This window comes from Saccharothrix variisporea, from assembly GCF_003634995.1.
Lineage (GTDB): Bacteria > Actinomycetota > Actinomycetes > Mycobacteriales > Pseudonocardiaceae > Actinosynnema > Actinosynnema variisporeum.
This window is the reverse complement of record NZ_RBXR01000001.1, coordinates 1,773,944-1,790,299: the sequence shown is the minus strand read 5'-3', so window position 1 is coordinate 1,790,299 and position 16,356 is coordinate 1,773,944. Positions and strand designations below refer to the sequence as shown.

The window sequence follows — 16,356 nt, the reverse complement described above, 5'->3', positions numbered from 1 at the left end:
TTCACGGGGACAGCACCTCCGCGAGCCGGATCAGCTCGCCGTCGTCGAGCGGTCGCAGGTGCGCCAGCGCGTTGCGCACGTCGCGCAGGCGGAAGAGCAACTCCCGCTCCGCGGCGGACAGGCGGACCCGCGAGGTCTGGACGGCCCACGCCATCGCGCCGAGTTCGAGGATCGTGCGCTCGCCGGTGTCCTGGCCGGGCGGGGCGGTGCCGCGGGACATCTCGTCCAGCACGGCGAGGCTCGCGCGGGACCGGACCCGCGCCTCCAAGCGCGCCCGGTGCCCGTCGACGATCGTCGTGAGCGCCCTGTTCTGGCCTCGCCAGACCAGGCTCGCCAAGTTCGCGGACGACGGCGTCGACCCGTTCGCGACCGGGCTGATCCGCAGCTGGCCGTCCCAGTAGTCGACGAGCCCGGCGTCCCAGACCGGCCGCAGCTCCGCCGGTGGGCGCTCGGGGTTGCCCCGCACGTGCCGCAGGTCGCGGGGCATGTCCACGTCCACCTCGTGCGTGAACGCTTCCAGGTGCGCGGGCAGCGCCGCCAGCGAGCCGTCCCAACCCGCCGCCAGGAACGCCGCCAGCGCGAGGTCGGGCCCGGCGACCTCCACGAGCACCTCGTCGGCCACCAGCTCGCGGACGATGCTCCCGCGGTCGGCCCGGCGGACTCCGGGCCGCCGCGTCGTGGCCGCGACCACCGCCGTGTCGAGGCGACCGCACGTTCCCCACCACCAGTGCACGCGGGTGGTCACGGCGTCCACGTGGTCGAGGAGCCGGAACGGCACGTCGGAGGTGCGCGCGGCGAGCAGGAGGCGCGGTCGTTCGCCGGGCGGCAGACCGCGTTCCTTCGCGAACGCGGGGAGCCGGGTGAGCAGCGCCCCCACGTCATCGGGGTCGTGTTCCTCCCACGCGCACAGCACGACCACCTGCCCCCGCAGGTGGCCCCGTGCGGCGAGCTCGCCGATAGGGTCGCCGGGCGGCTCCTCGGCACCCGCGCACGCGGTCCAGAGCCGCTGCGCCACCGTGGAGGTGCTCTCCACCCCGGTCTCCGGCGGCGTCTCCCGGGGCGCTTCCCAGTCGAACACCCCCAACGTCGCGCGCGCCCACGCGGGGGTGTCGGCACTCGGCACGGGTGCGGCGGAGGGCTGAGGCGTTGTCCGGCGCTTCCGACGGGCTTGGGGAGCGGGTACCCGGACGGCGTCGGCGCGGGATTCGAGCACGCCGAGGAGGTTGTCGGCGTCGCCGCTGCCGACGAGGGAGTCCGGGACGAGCCAGACGCAGCTCCAGCCCCCGTCGAGGTCGTCCGCGATGGCGCGGAGGTGGCCCGCCGGACCCGGGAGCGACTCCAGCGGCGGCCCGCCCGCGTTCATGCGCGGTCGTGGACGGCGGTGGTGCACCGGTGCACCACCACGTCCAGCGCCACCCCGTCGGCGGTCTCGTCGAGCACGCCGAACCGGGCCAGCCCGTCGAGGAACTCGCCGGTCGCGGCGAGGTCCAGCTCGAGCGCGGCGGCGACGTCCGCGGGCGACAGCGGCTCGCCGGGATCGACGTACGCCGCCCACTGGCCGATGCGGGCCAGCGCGGCGGCGGGCAACTCCGTCCGGTCGAGGAACGCGGCGGCCCACCGCGGGTCCGCCTGGACCTTCAGCACCCGGTCGAGTGCCTGAGCCTGCGTAGCGCCGCGCACCTCCACGTTGGCGATGACCTCCTCGACCAACTCGATCCACCCGCCGGTGGCGGCGATGAGCCGCACCCGTGCCTGGACGACGTCGAACGGGCACTCGGGCCAGCTGCGCAGGCTGCTGGACGTCCACCGGGCCGGTCGCACCACCTCGACCCCGGCCAGCGCGGCGACCTGCGTGGCGACCTCGGGCTCGACCAGCACGGCGCACGCCGGTTTCTCTTTGAGCAGCCGGTCCACGACCTGCTTGACGTCGGTGAACGGCATGCGGCGGAGGTCGGCCACCAGCACGGTCGCCTTCTTCCGCCGGGCCGCGTTCGTGATCGCCTTGGCGATGTCGGCGGCCGACGTGTGCACCTCCACCTTGCTGCCCCGCAGCTCGGCGTAGTCCTTGATCGCGTCCGCGACGCGGTCTGTGCCCAGCGCGACCGTGCCGGTGACCACGGAGGTCGCGCCGGCGGCCGTCAACTCGAAGAGCTGCCCGTCGGTGAGGGGACTGCGCCGCTTGAAGGGATCGGTGCCCAGCAACCGGCGCGCGTCGCGCGGGTTGTACTCGTAGGGCAGGTCGAAGTCGGTCTCGGCCAGCTCGCGCAGCAGGTCCGCCTTGGTGCCGAGCATGTTCACCACGTTCGGGCTGCGGACCGCGTAGCGAGCTTGGCCCGACAGGCGGATGAGCAAGCCCAGGCCCACCATTTCGTCCAGGTAGATGCGCACCTGCGACACCGTCAGGTCGTCGAAGCCGGCGGCCCAGTGCCTGCGCGCCTCCTCCAGCAGCTCCTCGGGCCCGTAATCGGCCCCGAACATGTCGTTGAGGCTGAGCACCGCGATGACCAGGGTCAGGACGCGGTACCGGTCTTCCAGGTTGATCGTGATCCGCAGGCGTTCGGCGATGCGGGCCCGGACGTGGTCGCTCGCCGCCACGGCCTCGACATCGGCCTCCCGGATCGGCACCGGCAGCTCCAACGACTGCGCCACGCGGTCGTGCAGCGTGCGCACCAGCTCCTGGCAGAAGATCTGGATGAGACTCGCCTGGTAGTTGGTGGCGGACAGCAGTCGCCACACCAGTTCGGGGCGCTCGAACCGGTACCCCAGCGCGGCGAGCGGGGCGACGACGAGCCGCCGCGCGTCGGCCGGGTCCAGCGGTCCGACGAGGATGTCCGGTCCACCGTGGACCAGCGGCACGTTGGACAGGTGCCCGAACCGCTGCACCTGGTGCAGACCGGCGAACACGATCTTGAACCGGCGCTCGGTGGACTCCATGAGCTCCTTGAGCCGCAACACGTTCGGGAAGTGGGCGACCCCGCCGCCCTCCGACTTCACGCCGCGCGAGTCGGCGGTGAGGAACGCGTCGGCCTCGTCCGCGAGGAGCAGCAGCCGCCGGTTCGAGTTGTGGTTGAGCCAGGCCTTGACGTGGTTGACCACCACGTCCGGCGGCGGGTCCTGGGACATGCTCTCGGGCAGCACGCTGCGCTTCTTGAGCTCGACCACGAGCTCGGGCCAGATCCTCGACGCCGGCTCGGCTTCGCCGATGCCCTTGCCCTTCAGGTCGAGGTAGACGGCGTGGCGCAGCCCGCCGTCGTTGAACGTCGCCTCCACCCGGCGCAGCAGCGCCGACTTGCCCAGCTGGCGGCCGCCATAGATGAAGAGCCCGCCGTTCGGGTCGACCACCTCCGCCATCTCGCGATCCCGGCCGACGAACACCTCCGGCGGCACCAGGCCCGCGACGAACGGCGTGTACGGGTTGAGCGCCGTCCAGGGCAGGGTGACCCGCTGGGTGGCGCGCCAGGAGCCGGGCGCGTTCGCGGCGATCCACCCCACCACGGCGGGGTCGACCACGAGCGCCTGGACCGATCCGCGGTCGGCCTCGGCGGCGAGCGCCCTCCGCGCGGGCAGGTCCAGGGCGTAGAGGTAGAGCAGCACGTTGGCGCGCCCGGTGTCCTCCGTGCCCAGCACGTCGAGCACGGACCGCCGACCCCGGCGCTCCTCCGTGATCACCACGACGTTGTACTCGTTCGCCGCCGAGCCCAGCGTGGAGACGTAGGAGCCGTCGGTCGGCGTGCCTTGGACGCGGAACCTGCGGAAGCCCTGTCGTGCGCCTCGACCGATCTCCTGCGGCCGACTGGGCGCTTGGAGGCCGAGCACGCGCAGGATGTCCCGAACGGAGTTGGCCAGCCGGTCGCCGGTGAGCCCCCGCGGGACCTTCAACGAGTCCCACGCGTCGATGCCGACGGTCGCCAGCGGGGTCAGGGTCGCACCGCCGGCGGCCAGTTCCGCCCACGCCTGTGCGCTGTCCCGGTGCGCGGGACCACTCCGGGCGACACCGACCGCCACCAGGTCGGCGAACGCCTTGAGGTCGTCGGGCGCGTCGGTGACCTGGTCGGGCAGCGTCTTGCCCGCCCGCACGAAGGCGAGGAACTCGGCGGCCGTCACCGTGTCGCCGTCGTCGAGGAGCGCCAGCATCCGGTCCCGGCCCGCGGCGTCCACGTCGAGCGCGGCGATCTCGGCCCGCAGTTCGTCGACACGGGACCCCTGTTTGGCGGCGAGGTCCTCGGCGAGTCGGGCGAGCGCGCTTTCCGCGACGTCGAACGCGCCGTCGTCGACGGTCGTGAGCGCTTCGAGGCGGCCCGCGACGGTGGTCTCGTCCGCGGGGTCGAGGAGGTTCTGCGTGCGGATGCGCGCGAACAGGTCGCGAGCGCGCTCGAGGTCCGACCGGTGCCGCTTGGCCCACGTCGTCGTCGCTCGGTCGAGCACCTGGCGCAGCGGCTCGACCTCGACGTCGCCCCAGGTGCCGACCGCGGCGAGTTCGACCACCCGGCGTGCCCGCAGGAGGTCTCCGCGCTCGCAGTAGGACGACACCGCACCGCCCACGTCGAGCGGCCGGACGAGGTCGGCCAGCACGACGCTGGTGCGCGGGTCGTCCGGGTCGGGTCGGCCCGTGGCGTCGCGCGGCAGGTCGGGCAGGATGAGCAGCACGTCGGGGCTGGGTTCGATCACCGCCGACGTCGTGTCGCCCTCGACGACGGGTGCGCCGCGAACGGCGTCGGTGGGGCGCTGGAGCCACCGGCGGAACAGGGACATGGCCACGCCGACCATGCCGGGCGGCGGTTCCTCGCCCTCGACGTCGGCCAGGGCGCGGGACAGTTGGGCGGCCAAGCTGTGGTCGTCGGACTCCGCCGCCGTCAACCGCCTGCTGACCACGTCCGCCTCGCGCACCACCTCGCGGACCTCTTCGATGGCGCGGACGAGCGTGCGCAGGGCGCTGGCCACGATGCGCTCCCGCGCCTGCTTGGGCGTGCGCATGGCGGCGTCCGCCGCTTCGATCATCGTCTCGACCGCGTCGTGCGCCGTCAGCCGGTCGAGCACGGTCGCGATCGCGCGACCGTCCCCGCCCTCCGACCACCGCACCACCGCGTCCAGCGCCGTGCACAGGGGCTGGTTGGGCAGCATCAGCCGCTGGAGCACGCGCGTCGCACGCTGGTAGGGGTTCTTCCGGCGGGGCAGCTCCTCGGCGAGGTTGCGCGCACGCCGGCCGAGTTCGGCGCGGGTCTCGTCGGACCGCGAGTCGGTCAGCAGCACGCCCGTGCCGTCGTCGACGCGGAACCCGCGGCGCACGGCGTCGATGGCCGTGTCGATCAGCGCACCCCACCGGGCGGGCAGCACCAGGCCGTTGCGCAGACCGGTCAGCACGGAGTGCCCCCACCCGGCGAGCAGACCCGCGCGCAGTGCCGCCGTCGTGGCGAGCGCTGTGGCGTCGGGGTCACCCGTCAGGTCTTGGACGTCCAGTTCCAGCCCGGCGAGCACGGCCGTCGCGTCGGCGTTGTTGGTGACGGCGAACGCCATCGCGGCGAAGCGCAGGGTGGCGGTGCGACGGTCGGGTTCTCCCGACACCGCCGTCACCCAGTAGGCCTCGACGAGCCTTCCCGCCGACGCCAGCTCGACCGCGAGGGGCGGATCGCCCTCCTCCCAGGGGAACCCGAGGGCCATGTCGTTGACCTCGACCCGCTCGGCTTCGTCGGGCAAGGGCACCGGTGGGGCCCCGGGCGGAGGGGAGTCGTCGACAGGGGGCGCCGCGGTTTCGCGGGCGCTTCCGGCCTCGGACGGTGCGCTGTCGACAGGGCCGATGGGCGGCTGCGGGGACGGGGTGGAGACGGGCGGGGACTCCGCGACGGGAGACTCCGCGACGGGAGACTCCGCGAGGGGCGGTTCTGCGAGGGGCGGTTCTGCGAGGGGTTCGGCCGTCGGGGCTTCCGCATCCCCGGTCCCGGCGCGGTCGGTCGTCGGCTCCAGCGCGCCCAGCGCGGCCAGCAGTTCGTCGCGCGCGGACCGGAGCGCCTCGAAGGCCACACCGTGGTCGGCACCGAGCATCGCTTCCACCGCGGCGAGCTGCTCCTCGAGGCGGACCCGCCGGGAGGCTTGCGCCGATTCGGCCTCCTGCCGGGCCGCCCGTTCCTCCCGCGCGCGCCTGCGTGCGGCGATGGTCTCGGCGACGAGGCTCGACAAGGCGGCGAAGTCCGCGTCCGGCGGGATCTCGACCACGGCGGAAATCGTGTCGAGCAGGTCTTGCCGACGCTCGTGGAACCGCTCGAGTGCGATGTCGACCCCCTCGGGCGGGGCGGATCCGGCTTCGACCGCGTCCGCGGCCCGCCGCAGCAGTGCAGCCGTGTCGACAGCGAATGCCCGGACTTCGTCGAGTCGAGCCGAGAGTTCGTCGGACTCGTCACCTCGGGGCACCTCGCCCGCGCGTGGTCTTGTCGTGGTGTCGTCGACGGTCCCGGCTTCCATGGATTCCCTTGTCGAGTGGACGGGGTTGCTGTTCCGATCGAGCAGGACGTGCCCGATCAGCGGAGAGGTGCGTGGCGCGGTGACGAGTGCCGCTTCCAGTTCCGATCTCCACCGGGTGGCCAGCGGAGTGGCTTGGGCATTTCCGAGCAGCAAGCCGAACAGCACCAGTCGACCGAACTGCTTGCCCAACGAGGTGAGCATGGCGCGGAGGTCGTCCAGACCGGGGTCCGCGATCGTCGACCGCTCGAAGCGGCCCTGTGCCAGGAGCACGCGGGTGCCGAACGACAGAGCCCCGATGGCCAGGTCGACCAGGTGCGACGACGGTGCCCTGGCGAGGTGGGCCCGTGCCGCCAGGATCTCCCGCCGGACCGGGGCGCGGGTGTTCCTGCCGGGCGGTGGCATCTGCGCGGCGACCCGGAGGGGGTCGCACACCGCGAGCAGCGCGCTGAAGTCGGCGTCGTTGAGCGACGCGAGCCATTTCCGAAGTTCGGGGACCAGATCGGCCGTCACGGCACGTACTCATACCCCACGACTTCGTTAACTCGTCCGAGCGACGACGAATTGTGAGACAGGGCGAGGAGATATCACTCGAACAGCGCAAGGCCGGCCATTCTTCCGCAATTCTGCGGAACTTCGGCGCGCACACGTTCCGGCAACGCATTCGAATCGGGCGTAACGAATGCCGATTCGACAACCGATTGACCACGCCGGCTCTCCGGACGGTCCGGAGGCGGTCGAGTCCCGCTGGATGACCTCGGAAGTTCGGCTCTAGGCGAACGGAGTCCGGGTCTGGAGGTACTCCACGTCGACATCGCACCGCTCACCTGCGTAGCGTCGAAAGAGTGACGATCGGACTCCCCAAGACCGCGGGCGAGCTGAGGGCCGCCGGGTACGTGCCGCGCAGTGTCAAGGTCGAGCTGCGGGACAACCTGGTGGCCGCCCTGCGGGAGAAGCGCAACCCCTGGCCCGGCATCGTCGGGTTCGAGCGGACCGTGTTGCCGCAGTTGGAGCGGGCCATCCTCGCCGGGCACGACGTCGTGCTGCTCGGTGAGCGCGGGCAGGGCAAGACGCGGCTGTTGCGCACGTTGGTCGGGCTGCTGGACGAGTGGACGCCGGTGATCGAGGGCGCCGAGCTCAACGAGCACCCGCTGGACCCCATCACCCCCGAGTCTCAGCGCAGAGCCGAAGAACTCGGCGACGACCTCCCGGTGGCCTGGAAGCACCGCGACGAGCGCTTCTCCGAGAAGCTGGCCACCCCCGACACCAGCGTCGGCGACCTGGTCGGCGACGTCGACCCCGTCAAGGTCGCCCAGGGGCGCAGCCTCGGCGACCCGGAGACCATCCACTACGGCCTGCTCCCGCGCAGCCACCGCGGCATCATCGCGGTCAACGAGCTGCCCGACCTGGCCGAGCGCATCCAGGTCTCGCTGCTCAACGTGATGGAGGAGCGGGACATCCAGATCCGCGGCTACACGCTGCGCCTGCCGCTGGACGTGCTGCTCGTCGCCACCGCGAACCCCGAGGACTACACCAACCGCGGCCGGATCATCACCCCGCTCAAGGACCGCTTCGGCGCGGAGATCCGCACGCACTACCCGCTGGAGATCGCCGCCGAGGTGGACCTGGTGCGCCAGGAGGCGGACCTGGTCGCGGAGGTCGGCGACCACCTGCTGGAGGTCATCGCCCGGTTCGTGCGGCACCTGCGCGAGTCCTCCGCGATCGACCAGCGCTCCGGCGTCTCGGCGCGGTTCCCGGTGGCGGCGGCGGAGACGGTGGCCGCGAGCGCGTTGCGGCGCAGCGCGCTGATCGGCGAGAACCCGGCGATCGCGCGGCCGGTGGACCTGGAGTCGGTGCCGGAGGTGCTGCGCGGCAAGCTGGAGTTCGAGGCCGGCGAGGAGGGTCGGGAGCAGGAGGTGCTGACCCACCTGCTGCGCCGCTCGATCGCCGACACCGCGCGCGCCCGGTTCGCCGGGCTCAACCTGCGCCAGCTCGCGGAACTGGTGTCCGACGGGCACCCGGTGGCCACCGGCGAACGCGTCCACGCGGGCGACCTGCTGGCCGCGCTGCCCGAACTGCCGCTGCTGCACGAGGTGGCCCAGCGGGTCGGCGCGGGACCAAAGGACCCGGCGGGCCGCATCGCCTCGGCCGTCGAACTGGCGCTGGAGGCCCTCTACCTGACCCGTCAGCTGTCCAAGGACAGCGACGACGACCGATCGGTGTACGGATGACCGGTTACCGCTACGGCCGGTACGTCGACGGCCCGGACCCGCTGGCCCCGCCGACCGACCTGCGGGCGGCGATGGACGAGCTGGGCCGCGAGGTCATGGAGGGCGCCTCGCCGGAGTCGGCGCTGCGCGAGCTGCTGCGGCGGGGCCTGCCCGGTCAACGCGGGCTGGACGACCTGACCTCCCGGCTGTGGCAGCGCCGAGCCGCCATCCAGCGCCGGCACCGGCTGGACGGCACGCTCCAGGAGATCCGGCGGCTGCTGGACCAGGCGCTGGAGGCCGAACGGGCGGCGCTGTTCCCCGACCCCGACGACGAGGCCCGCTTCCGCGAGGCGCAGCTGGACGCGCTGCCGCAGGGCACGGCGGCGGCCGTCCGCGAGCTGGCCGAGTACGACTGGCGGTCGCCGCAGGCGCGCGAGTCCTACGAGCAGATCCAGAACCTGCTCGGCAAGGAGCTGCTGGACCAGCGGTTCCAGGGCATGAAGCAGGCGATGCAGAACGTCTCGCCGCAGGACGTCGAACGCATCCGGGAGATGCTCGACGACCTGAACGGCCTGCTCGCCGCGCACGCCCAAGGCCAGGACACGCCCGAGCAGTTCCAGGAGTTCATGCGCAAGCACGGCGAGTTCTTCCCGGAGAACCCGCGCAACGTCGAGGAGCTGATCGACGCCCTCGCGGCCCGTTCGGCGGCGGCGCAGCGCATGATGAACTCGATGACGGAGGAGCAGCGGCAGGAGCTGAACGCCCTGTCCCAACAGGCCTTCGGCAACTCGGGCATCGGCCAGCAACTGTCCACACTGGACTCGTTGTTGCAGGACCTGCGCCCCGGCGAGGACTGGAACGGCTCCGCCCGGTTCCGCGGCAACCAGCCGCTGGGCCTGGGCGAGGGCGCACAGGCGATGGCGGACCTGGCCGAGCTGGACGCGCTGGCCGAGCAGCTCGCCCAGTCCTACCCCGGCGCACGCCTGGAGGACATCGACCTGGAGGCCCTGGTCCGCCAGCTCGGCGACGAGGCCGGGGTGGACGCGCGGCGGCTGGCCGAGCTGGAACGCGAGCTGCGGCAGCAGAACCTGCTCGAACGCGCGCCAGACGGCTCGTTGCGGCTGACCCCGAAGGCGTTGCGGCGCCTGGGGGAGACCGCGCTGCGGGGCGTGATCGACAGCGTCCGGGCGCAAGGTCAGCGGGACAACACGCGGGCCGGCGCGGCGGGCGAGCTGATCGGCAGCACCCGGCCGTGGGAGTTCGGCGACACCGAGCCGTGGAACGTGCCCCGGACGGTCACCAACGCGGTGCTGCGCGGCGGCACCGGCGAGATCAGCCTGGACGTGGTGGACGTCGAGGTCAGCGAGACCGAGCAGCGGTCCCGGGCGGCGGTCGCGCTGTGCGTGGACACGTCCTGGTCGATGGTGCAGGACGGCCGATGGGTGCCGATGAAGCGCACCGCGCTCGCCCTGCACCACCTGGTCCGCACCCGGTTCCGCACGGACGCGTTGCAGCTGATCACCTTCGGGCGGCACGCGGAGACGGTGGACATCGGGCAGCTCACCGCGTTGGAAGGCGTGTGGGAGCAGGGCACGAACCTGCACCACGCCCTGCTGCTGGCCGCCCGGCACCTGCGCCGCCACCCCGACGCGCAGCCGGTGGTCCTGGTGGTGACCGATGGTGAGCCGACCGCGCACCTGGAGGCGGACGGCGAGGCCGAGTTCTTCTACCCGCCGCAGCCCCGGACGCTGGCCAAGACCGTCGCCGAGGTGGACGGCCTGGCCCGGATGGGCGCGGCGATCACGGTGTTCAAGCTCGGCGACGACCCGCGGCTGGCGCGGTTCGTGGACCTGGTCGCCCGGCGCAGCGGCGGCCGGGTCGTCGCGCCCGGCGAGGACGGCCTGGGTGCGGCCGTGGTCAGCGACTACCTGAGGTCGCGCCGCAGGCGCTGACGCGACCCCGGCACTCGGTGCAACCCCGTGCGCCGTCGCTTCCGTCCTGGGAGCGACGGCGCAACGGGAGGTCTGCAACGTGAACCGGGTCGTACCTGTGGTCTTGCTGGCGGTGGTGCTGGGCGGTTGTGCCCGCGTGGAACCCGGCAACCCGCCATCCGCGCCGCCCGCCACCACCACAAGCGCGGGCGGGCAGACCAATGACCCGGCGCTCCAGTCCGCCGCGCAGGCGCTGGAGCCGATGTTGAAGTCGAAGTTCCACGGCACCTACTCGGGGCTCGAGGTCAACGGCCCGGACGGGGTGATCGTGGTGTACCGGGTGCCCGACGAGGCCCTGGACAGGGCCGTGCACGAGGCCGCGCCCGACGTGCGGGTGCGGTTCAAGCAATCCGTGTACCCGCTGTCGAAGATGGAGAGCGTGGTGGAGCGGCTCGACGCCGACGCCGACTACTGGAAGAGCCAGGGCGTGCAGCTCACCACGTGGGGTCCGGCCCCGGACGGGTCCGGCGTGAACGTCACGACGGTCGCCGGCGAGGTGGACCGGCCCAAGCTGGTCGAGCGGTACGGCGACATCATCCGCGTGACGCGGGCGGACTACCCGGTCCCGGTGCCGAAGTCGATCCCCGCTACGCCGACGCGGTGAACAGTCGGGCCGATCACGGAAAGTTTCGTTGAAGTTTCGTTCTGTGACGGATAGTGTGGAACCCTGCTCCGGGAGCGCTCCCAGGATCCGCCGTCGTATCCTTCGGAGAACGGAGATCCCTCCATGCGCATGCGTAGCGTCAGCCGGCGGAACGTCATCGCGCTGGTCGTCGGCATGCTCGCCTGCCTGTTCGTCTGGACCCCGACCGCCTCGGCCCACGGGACGATCGTCGGTCCCCCGACCCGCGCCTACCAGTGCTGGCAGACGTGGGGCAGCCACCACACCGACCCGGCCATGCAGACGCAGGACCCGATGTGCTGGCAGGCGTTCCAGGCCAACGCCGACACCATGTGGAACTGGATGAGCGCGCTGCGGGACGGGCTGCGCGGCAACTTCCAGGGTTCCACGCCCGACGGGCAGCTCTGCAGCAACGCGCTGGCCCGCAACAACGCCCTGAACACGCCCGGGGCGTGGAAGATGACCAACGTCGGCGCCAACTTCTCGATGCACCTGTACGACCAGGCCAGCCACGGCGCGGACTACTTCCGGGTGTACATCAGCAAGAACGGGTTCGACCCGACCACCCAGCGCCTCGGGTGGGGCAACCTGGACTTCATCCTCCAGACCGGCAGGTACGCCCCGGCCAAGGACATCACGTTCAACGTCCAGACCAACGGCACCTACCGGGGACGCCACGTGATCTTCACGATCTGGCAGGCCTCGCACCTCGACCAGACCTACATGTGGTGCAGTGACGTGAACTTCGGCTAGCGGACCGGCCCGGCGTCGACTCGGCGCCGGGCCTCCGCGCGGACGTCGTCGTCGGTGTCGGCGTCGTCGTCGGCTCGGTGAGGTAGTCGGCGGCGGAGAAGTCCTTGATGCGCTTGGTCATCCGGACCGTCGACCACGGCCAGAGCGTGCTGTTCCGGCCGTTGGCGTCGATGTAGTAGCTCATGCAGCCGCCGGCGTTGTAGACGGTCGTGCTGAGGGCTTCCTGCACCTCGGTGTTGAACACCTCCTGCACCGGTCGACGCACCTCCACGCTGTGCCAGCCGTTGCGGCGCATGGTGTTCAGGGCGTCCAGCAGGTAGCGGAGCTGGGTCTCGATGATGGTGAACGCCGATGAGTGCCCGGTGCCGAGGTTGGGGCCCAGCAGCAGGAACAGGTTGGGGAAGCCGTGCACGGCGGTGCCCAGGTAGGCCTGCGGGCTGCCCTGCCACACGTCGTCGAGGCTGCGGCCGTCCGCGCCGAAGACGTGCTTGGCCACCGGCGGGTCGCTGAAGTGGAACCCGGTGCCGAAGATGATCGCGTCCACCTCGCGGCGGGTGCCGTCCTCGGCGATCACGGCGTTGCCCTCGACGCGTGCGATGGCCTGGGGGAGCACCTCGACGTTCGGCTTGGTCAGCGCGGGGTAGTAGGTGTTGGACATCAGCAGGCGCTTGCAGCCCAGGACGAAGTCCGGTGTGAGGGCTTCGCGCAGGGCCGGGTCCTTGATGGACCGGTGCAGGTTCCACAGACCCGCCTTTTGGATCACCTTCATCACGTTCGGGTGGCGGAACGCGAAGCTGAACGCTTCCAAGCCGCCGTAGAACGCGTTGCGGTACCACCGTTGGGTGAGCGGGACGTATCGGAAGAGTGTCCTTTCGATCCACGGCATCCGGTGGTCGACCTTCGGCAGCACCCAGGAGGCGGTGCGCTGGAACAGGTGCAGTCGCGCCACTTCCGGTTGGATCTTCGGCACGAACTGGATCGCGCTGGCGCCCGTGCCGACCACGGCGACCCGCTTGCCGGTCAGGTCGTAGTCGTGGTTCCAGCGGGAGGAGTGGAAGATCTCGCCGGGGAAGTCGGCCAGTCCGGGAAGGTCGGGGAGCAGCGGTTCGTGCCACGGTCCGGTGCCCGAGACCAGGATGCGGGCCGTGTAGTGGCCGTTCGAGGTGTCGACCTGCCAGTGCTGGCCGTCCCAGCGGGCCTCGGTGACGGTGGTGTCGAACCGGATCAGCGGCACGAGACCGAAACGGTGGGCGGTCCGTTCGAGGTAGGCCCGGATCTCCGGCTGCTCGGCGAAGACGCGACCCCAGTCGGGGTTGGGCGCGAAGGAGTACGAGTACAGCGAGGACGGGATGTCGCACGCGCACCCGGGATAGGTGTTGTCCCGCCAGGTACCGCCGACCGAACTGCCCTTTTCGAGGACCAGCAGGTCGAAGCCCGCCTCCTTGAGCTTGATGGCCGCCCCGATGCCCGAGGCCCCCGCACCCACCACCAGCACGTCCACGGCCTGCGCTTCCACCGTCGTCATGGATACCGACGGTATTTAGATACTGATGGTCTGTCAACGTAGGCTGACCGGGTGCCCCGACTGACCCGCGCGGAGAGCCAGGCCCGCACCCGCGACCTGCTCACCGACACCGCACAACGCCTCTTCCTCCGCGACGGCTACCACGCCACCTCCCTGGACAAGGTCGCCGAAGCCGCCGGCTTCTCCAAGGGCGCGGTGTACTCGAACTTCCGCAACAAGGACGAGCTGTGCCTGGTCGTCCTGGACCGGCTCTACGCCGAGCGGATCGCCGAGATCGGGCGGGCGTTCAGCGGTGGGACGCTGGAGGACCGGTTCCGGGCGTTCGAGGAGTACGCGGAGGGCATGCTCGGCGACGCGCCCCGGACCCAGTTCGAGGTGGAGTTCGCGTTGCAGGCGCGGCAGAACCGGGAGCTGCAGGCGGACCTGGGGCGGCGGGACGCGCTGGTGGTCAGCGCCCTGGAGCAGTTGGTCCAGTCCCAGGTGGACGAGTTCGGGTTGACGCCGTTGCTGCCTGCCCGGGAGTTGGCGCGGACGTTGCTCAGCTTGGGCATCGGGCTGGGGGTGCAGCGGTTCGTGGTGCAGGACGTCCTGCCGGTGCGGGTGCTCACGGATACGGTGCGCGTGCTGCTCGGTGTCCGGCGGGAGGCGTAGCGCGCTCTCAGGGATCAGGCACAAAAGATCACAAGCGGCGCTCGCCGCGCGGCAGGCCGCCAGCGGGGGGTGAAGGGCGTCGGTTCCCCCACCGCATGGCCTGGCGGAGCCAACCACACTTTCGGCCGGGTGCCGCTAAATTTTTTGCTCGTCCCTCACAAAAAATTCGGCTGCACCCGACCGAAAGCGTGGTAGCCCTTCGGGCAGGCCATACGGCGGGGGAACCGAGGCCCTCCACCTGTGGTTGGGACCACTACACCGCGCGCTTCGCGCGCGAAGAACCCGCGAGGGGTGCGGAAGGCGGGGCTGGGCTAGTCCTGGTCGTCCTTGTCGGTGGTCTTGATGTCTCTGTCGGTCGATGCCAGCGCCACCTCGGTGGCCTCGTCCGGCTTCACGCGGTGTTTGCCGGGCTTGGTGATCGAGAAGTGTGCTTCCTCGCGCATCCGCTCCACCATGTGCGGGTAGTGCAGTTCGAACGCCGGGCGTTCCGAGCGGATTCGGGGCAGTTCGGTGAAGTTGTGGCGTGGTGGTGGGGAGGAGGTCGCCCATTCGAGGGAGTTGCCGAAGCCCCACGGGTCGTCGGCGTTGGCTGGGTCGCCGAAGCGGTAGCTGCGGAAGACGTTCCACACGAACGGCAGGACTGAGGCGCCCAGCAGGAACGCGCCGATGGTCGAGATCGTGTTCATCGTGGTGAAGCCGTCCTGCGGCAGGTAGTCCGCGTACCGGCGCGGGAAGCCGATGTTGCCCAGCCAGTGCTGGATCAGGAACGTCAGGTGGAAGCCGATGAACGTGGTCCAGAAGTGCAGCTTGCCCAGTGGTTCGTTGAGCATCCGGCCGGTCATCTTCGGGAACCAGAAGTAGATGCCCGCGTAGGTGGCGAACACGATCGTGCCGAACAGCACGTAGTGGAAGTGGGCGACCACGAAGTAGGTGTCGGTGACGTGGAAGTCGACCGGGGGCGAGGCCAGGAGGATGCCGGTCAGGCCGCCCAGCAGGAACGTGACCAGGAAGCCGACGCTGAACAACATCGGCGTCTCGAACGACAGCTGGCCCCGCCACATGGTGCCGATCCAGTTGAAGAACTTGATGCCGGTCGGCACCGCGATCAGGAACGTCATCAGCGAGAAGAACGGCAGCAGCACGGCTCCGGTGGCGAACATGTGGTGCGCCCACACCGCCACCGACAGCGCGGCGATCGCGAAGGTGGCGAACACCAGGCCCTTGTAGCCGAACAGCGGTTTGCGGCTGAAGACCGGAAAGATCTCGCTGACGATCCCGAAGAACGGCAGCGCCACGATGTAGACCTCGGGGTGGCCGAAGAACCAGAACAGGTGCTGCCACAGGATCACGCCGCCGTTGGCCGGGTCGAACACGTGCGCGCCCAGGTGGCGGTCGGCGGCCAGGCCCATCAGCGCCGCGGTGAGGATCGGGAAGGCCAGCAGGATCAGGATGCTGGTGACGAAGATGTTCCAGGTGAAGATCGGCATCCGGAACATGGTCATGCCGGGCGCGCGCAGGCAGCACACCGTGGTCGCCATGTTCACGCCGCCGAGGATGGTGCCCAGGCCGGACACCGCCAGGCCCATGATCCACAGGTCCGCGCCGACGCCGGGGGAGTGGACCGCCGAGGTCAGCGGGGTGTAGGCGGTCCAGCCGAAGTCGGCCGCGCCGCCCGGGGTCATGAAGCTGATGACCACCATCGTGCCGCCGAACAGGAACAGCCAGTACGAGAAGGCGTTCAGGCGGGGGAACGCGACGTCCGGGGCGCCGATCTGCAGCGGCAGGATGTAGTTGGCGAAGCCGAACAGGATCGGCGTCGCGTACAGCAGCAGCATGATCGTGCCGTGCATGGTGAACAGCTGGTTGTACTGCTCGGTCGACAGGAACTGCAGGCCCGGCCGCGCCAGCTCGCCCCGGATGAGCAGCGCCATCAGGCCGCCGATCATGAAGAACGCGAACGACGTGGTCAGGTAGAGCAGCCCGATCTGCTTCGGGTCGGTGGTCTTGAACAGCGCGAGCAGCGCGGCGCCCTTGGGGCGTCGGCGGGCGGCACCCGGATGGGTGATGACGGGTTCCGGCTTGAGCGCGGTCATGACCGCCTCCCTCGTGGTGACGCTGGTCCCGGGAGCCGGTCTCATGGTCCACCCGCCG

At 71.0% G+C, this 16,356-nt stretch carries 9 protein-coding genes; 5 read left to right on the top strand and 4 right to left on the bottom strand.

The window, feature by feature from the left end:
* Position 1 precedes the first annotated feature (1 nt).
* Both DFJ66_RS07565 and DFJ66_RS07560 read right to left on the bottom strand, forming a co-directional pair.
* Positions 2-1,363, bottom strand: a complete 1,362-nt coding sequence (locus DFJ66_RS07565; protein ID WP_121219265.1) for a hypothetical protein — start codon at positions 1,361-1,363, stop codon at positions 2-4.
* Positions 1,360-6,966 (bottom strand): hypothetical protein, encoded by a 5,607-nt coding sequence (locus DFJ66_RS07560; protein WP_121219263.1) that lies wholly within the window; start codon positions 6,964-6,966, stop codon positions 1,360-1,362. The genes DFJ66_RS07565 and DFJ66_RS07560 overlap by 4 nt, the downstream gene beginning before the upstream one ends.
* A gap of 332 nt (positions 6,967-7,298) precedes the next feature.
* Here DFJ66_RS07560 and DFJ66_RS07555 point away from each other — a divergent pair, with 332 nt between their 5' ends.
* From DFJ66_RS07555 to DFJ66_RS07540, 4 genes are all read left to right on the top strand, one after another.
* Positions 7,299-8,684 (top strand): sigma 54-interacting transcriptional regulator, encoded by a 1,386-nt coding sequence (locus DFJ66_RS07555; RefSeq protein WP_121219261.1) that lies wholly within the window; start codon positions 7,299-7,301, stop codon positions 8,682-8,684.
* Positions 8,681-10,615, top strand: a complete 1,935-nt coding sequence (locus DFJ66_RS07550) for a vWA domain-containing protein (protein WP_121219258.1) — start codon at positions 8,681-8,683, stop codon at positions 10,613-10,615. The genes DFJ66_RS07555 and DFJ66_RS07550 overlap by 4 nt, the downstream gene beginning before the upstream one ends.
* 79 nt (positions 10,616-10,694) lie before the next feature.
* Positions 10,695-11,258, top strand: coding sequence for a hypothetical protein (locus tag DFJ66_RS07545; protein ID WP_147459188.1), 564 nt, complete (start codon positions 10,695-10,697; stop codon positions 11,256-11,258).
* Between the two features lie 123 nt (positions 11,259-11,381).
* On the top strand, positions 11,382-12,029 hold the full coding sequence (locus tag DFJ66_RS07540) for a lytic polysaccharide monooxygenase auxiliary activity family 9 protein (RefSeq protein ID WP_121219255.1): 648 nt from the start codon (positions 11,382-11,384) through the stop codon (positions 12,027-12,029).
* On the opposite strand, the gene DFJ66_RS07535 is transcribed toward DFJ66_RS07540, so the two are convergent.
* The gene (locus tag DFJ66_RS07535) at positions 11,962-13,554 is read right to left on the bottom strand and encodes a flavin-containing monooxygenase (RefSeq protein WP_121219253.1); all 1,593 of its coding nucleotides are present in this window, start codon (positions 13,552-13,554) and stop codon (positions 11,962-11,964) included. The genes DFJ66_RS07540 and DFJ66_RS07535 overlap by 68 nt on opposite strands.
* Before the next feature lie 51 nt (positions 13,555-13,605).
* Between DFJ66_RS07535 and DFJ66_RS07530 the strand changes: the two genes are divergently transcribed.
* The gene (locus DFJ66_RS07530) at positions 13,606-14,205 is read left to right on the top strand and encodes a TetR/AcrR family transcriptional regulator (protein WP_121219251.1); all 600 of its coding nucleotides are present in this window, start codon (positions 13,606-13,608) and stop codon (positions 14,203-14,205) included.
* A 311-nt stretch (positions 14,206-14,516) separates the two neighbouring features.
* Here DFJ66_RS07530 and ctaD read toward each other — a convergent pair whose 3' ends face one another.
* Positions 14,517-16,298: an aa3-type cytochrome oxidase subunit I gene (gene ctaD, locus DFJ66_RS07525; protein ID WP_121219249.1), complete on the bottom strand. Its 1,782-nt coding sequence runs from the start codon at positions 16,296-16,298 to the stop codon at positions 14,517-14,519.
* Between the last annotated feature and the right edge of the window lie 58 nt (positions 16,299-16,356).

Excerpts from the sequence above, each read along its gene's own strand:
- DFJ66_RS07565 (WP_121219265.1), bottom strand. The coding sequence starts at position 1,363 with ATGAACGCGGGCGGGCCGCCGCTGGAGTCGCTCCCGGGTCCGGCGGGC.
- DFJ66_RS07550 (WP_121219258.1), top strand. The coding sequence starts at position 8,681 with ATGACCGGTTACCGCTACGGCCGGTACGTCGACGGCCCGGACCCGCTG.
- DFJ66_RS07540 (WP_121219255.1), top strand. The coding sequence starts at position 11,382 with ATGCGCATGCGTAGCGTCAGCCGGCGGAACGTCATCGCGCTGGTCGTC.
- DFJ66_RS07535 (WP_121219253.1), bottom strand. The coding sequence starts at position 13,554 with ATGACGACGGTGGAAGCGCAGGCCGTGGACGTGCTGGTGGTGGGTGCG.
- ctaD (WP_121219249.1), bottom strand. The coding sequence starts at position 16,298 with ATGACCGCGCTCAAGCCGGAACCCGTCATCACCCATCCGGGTGCCGCC.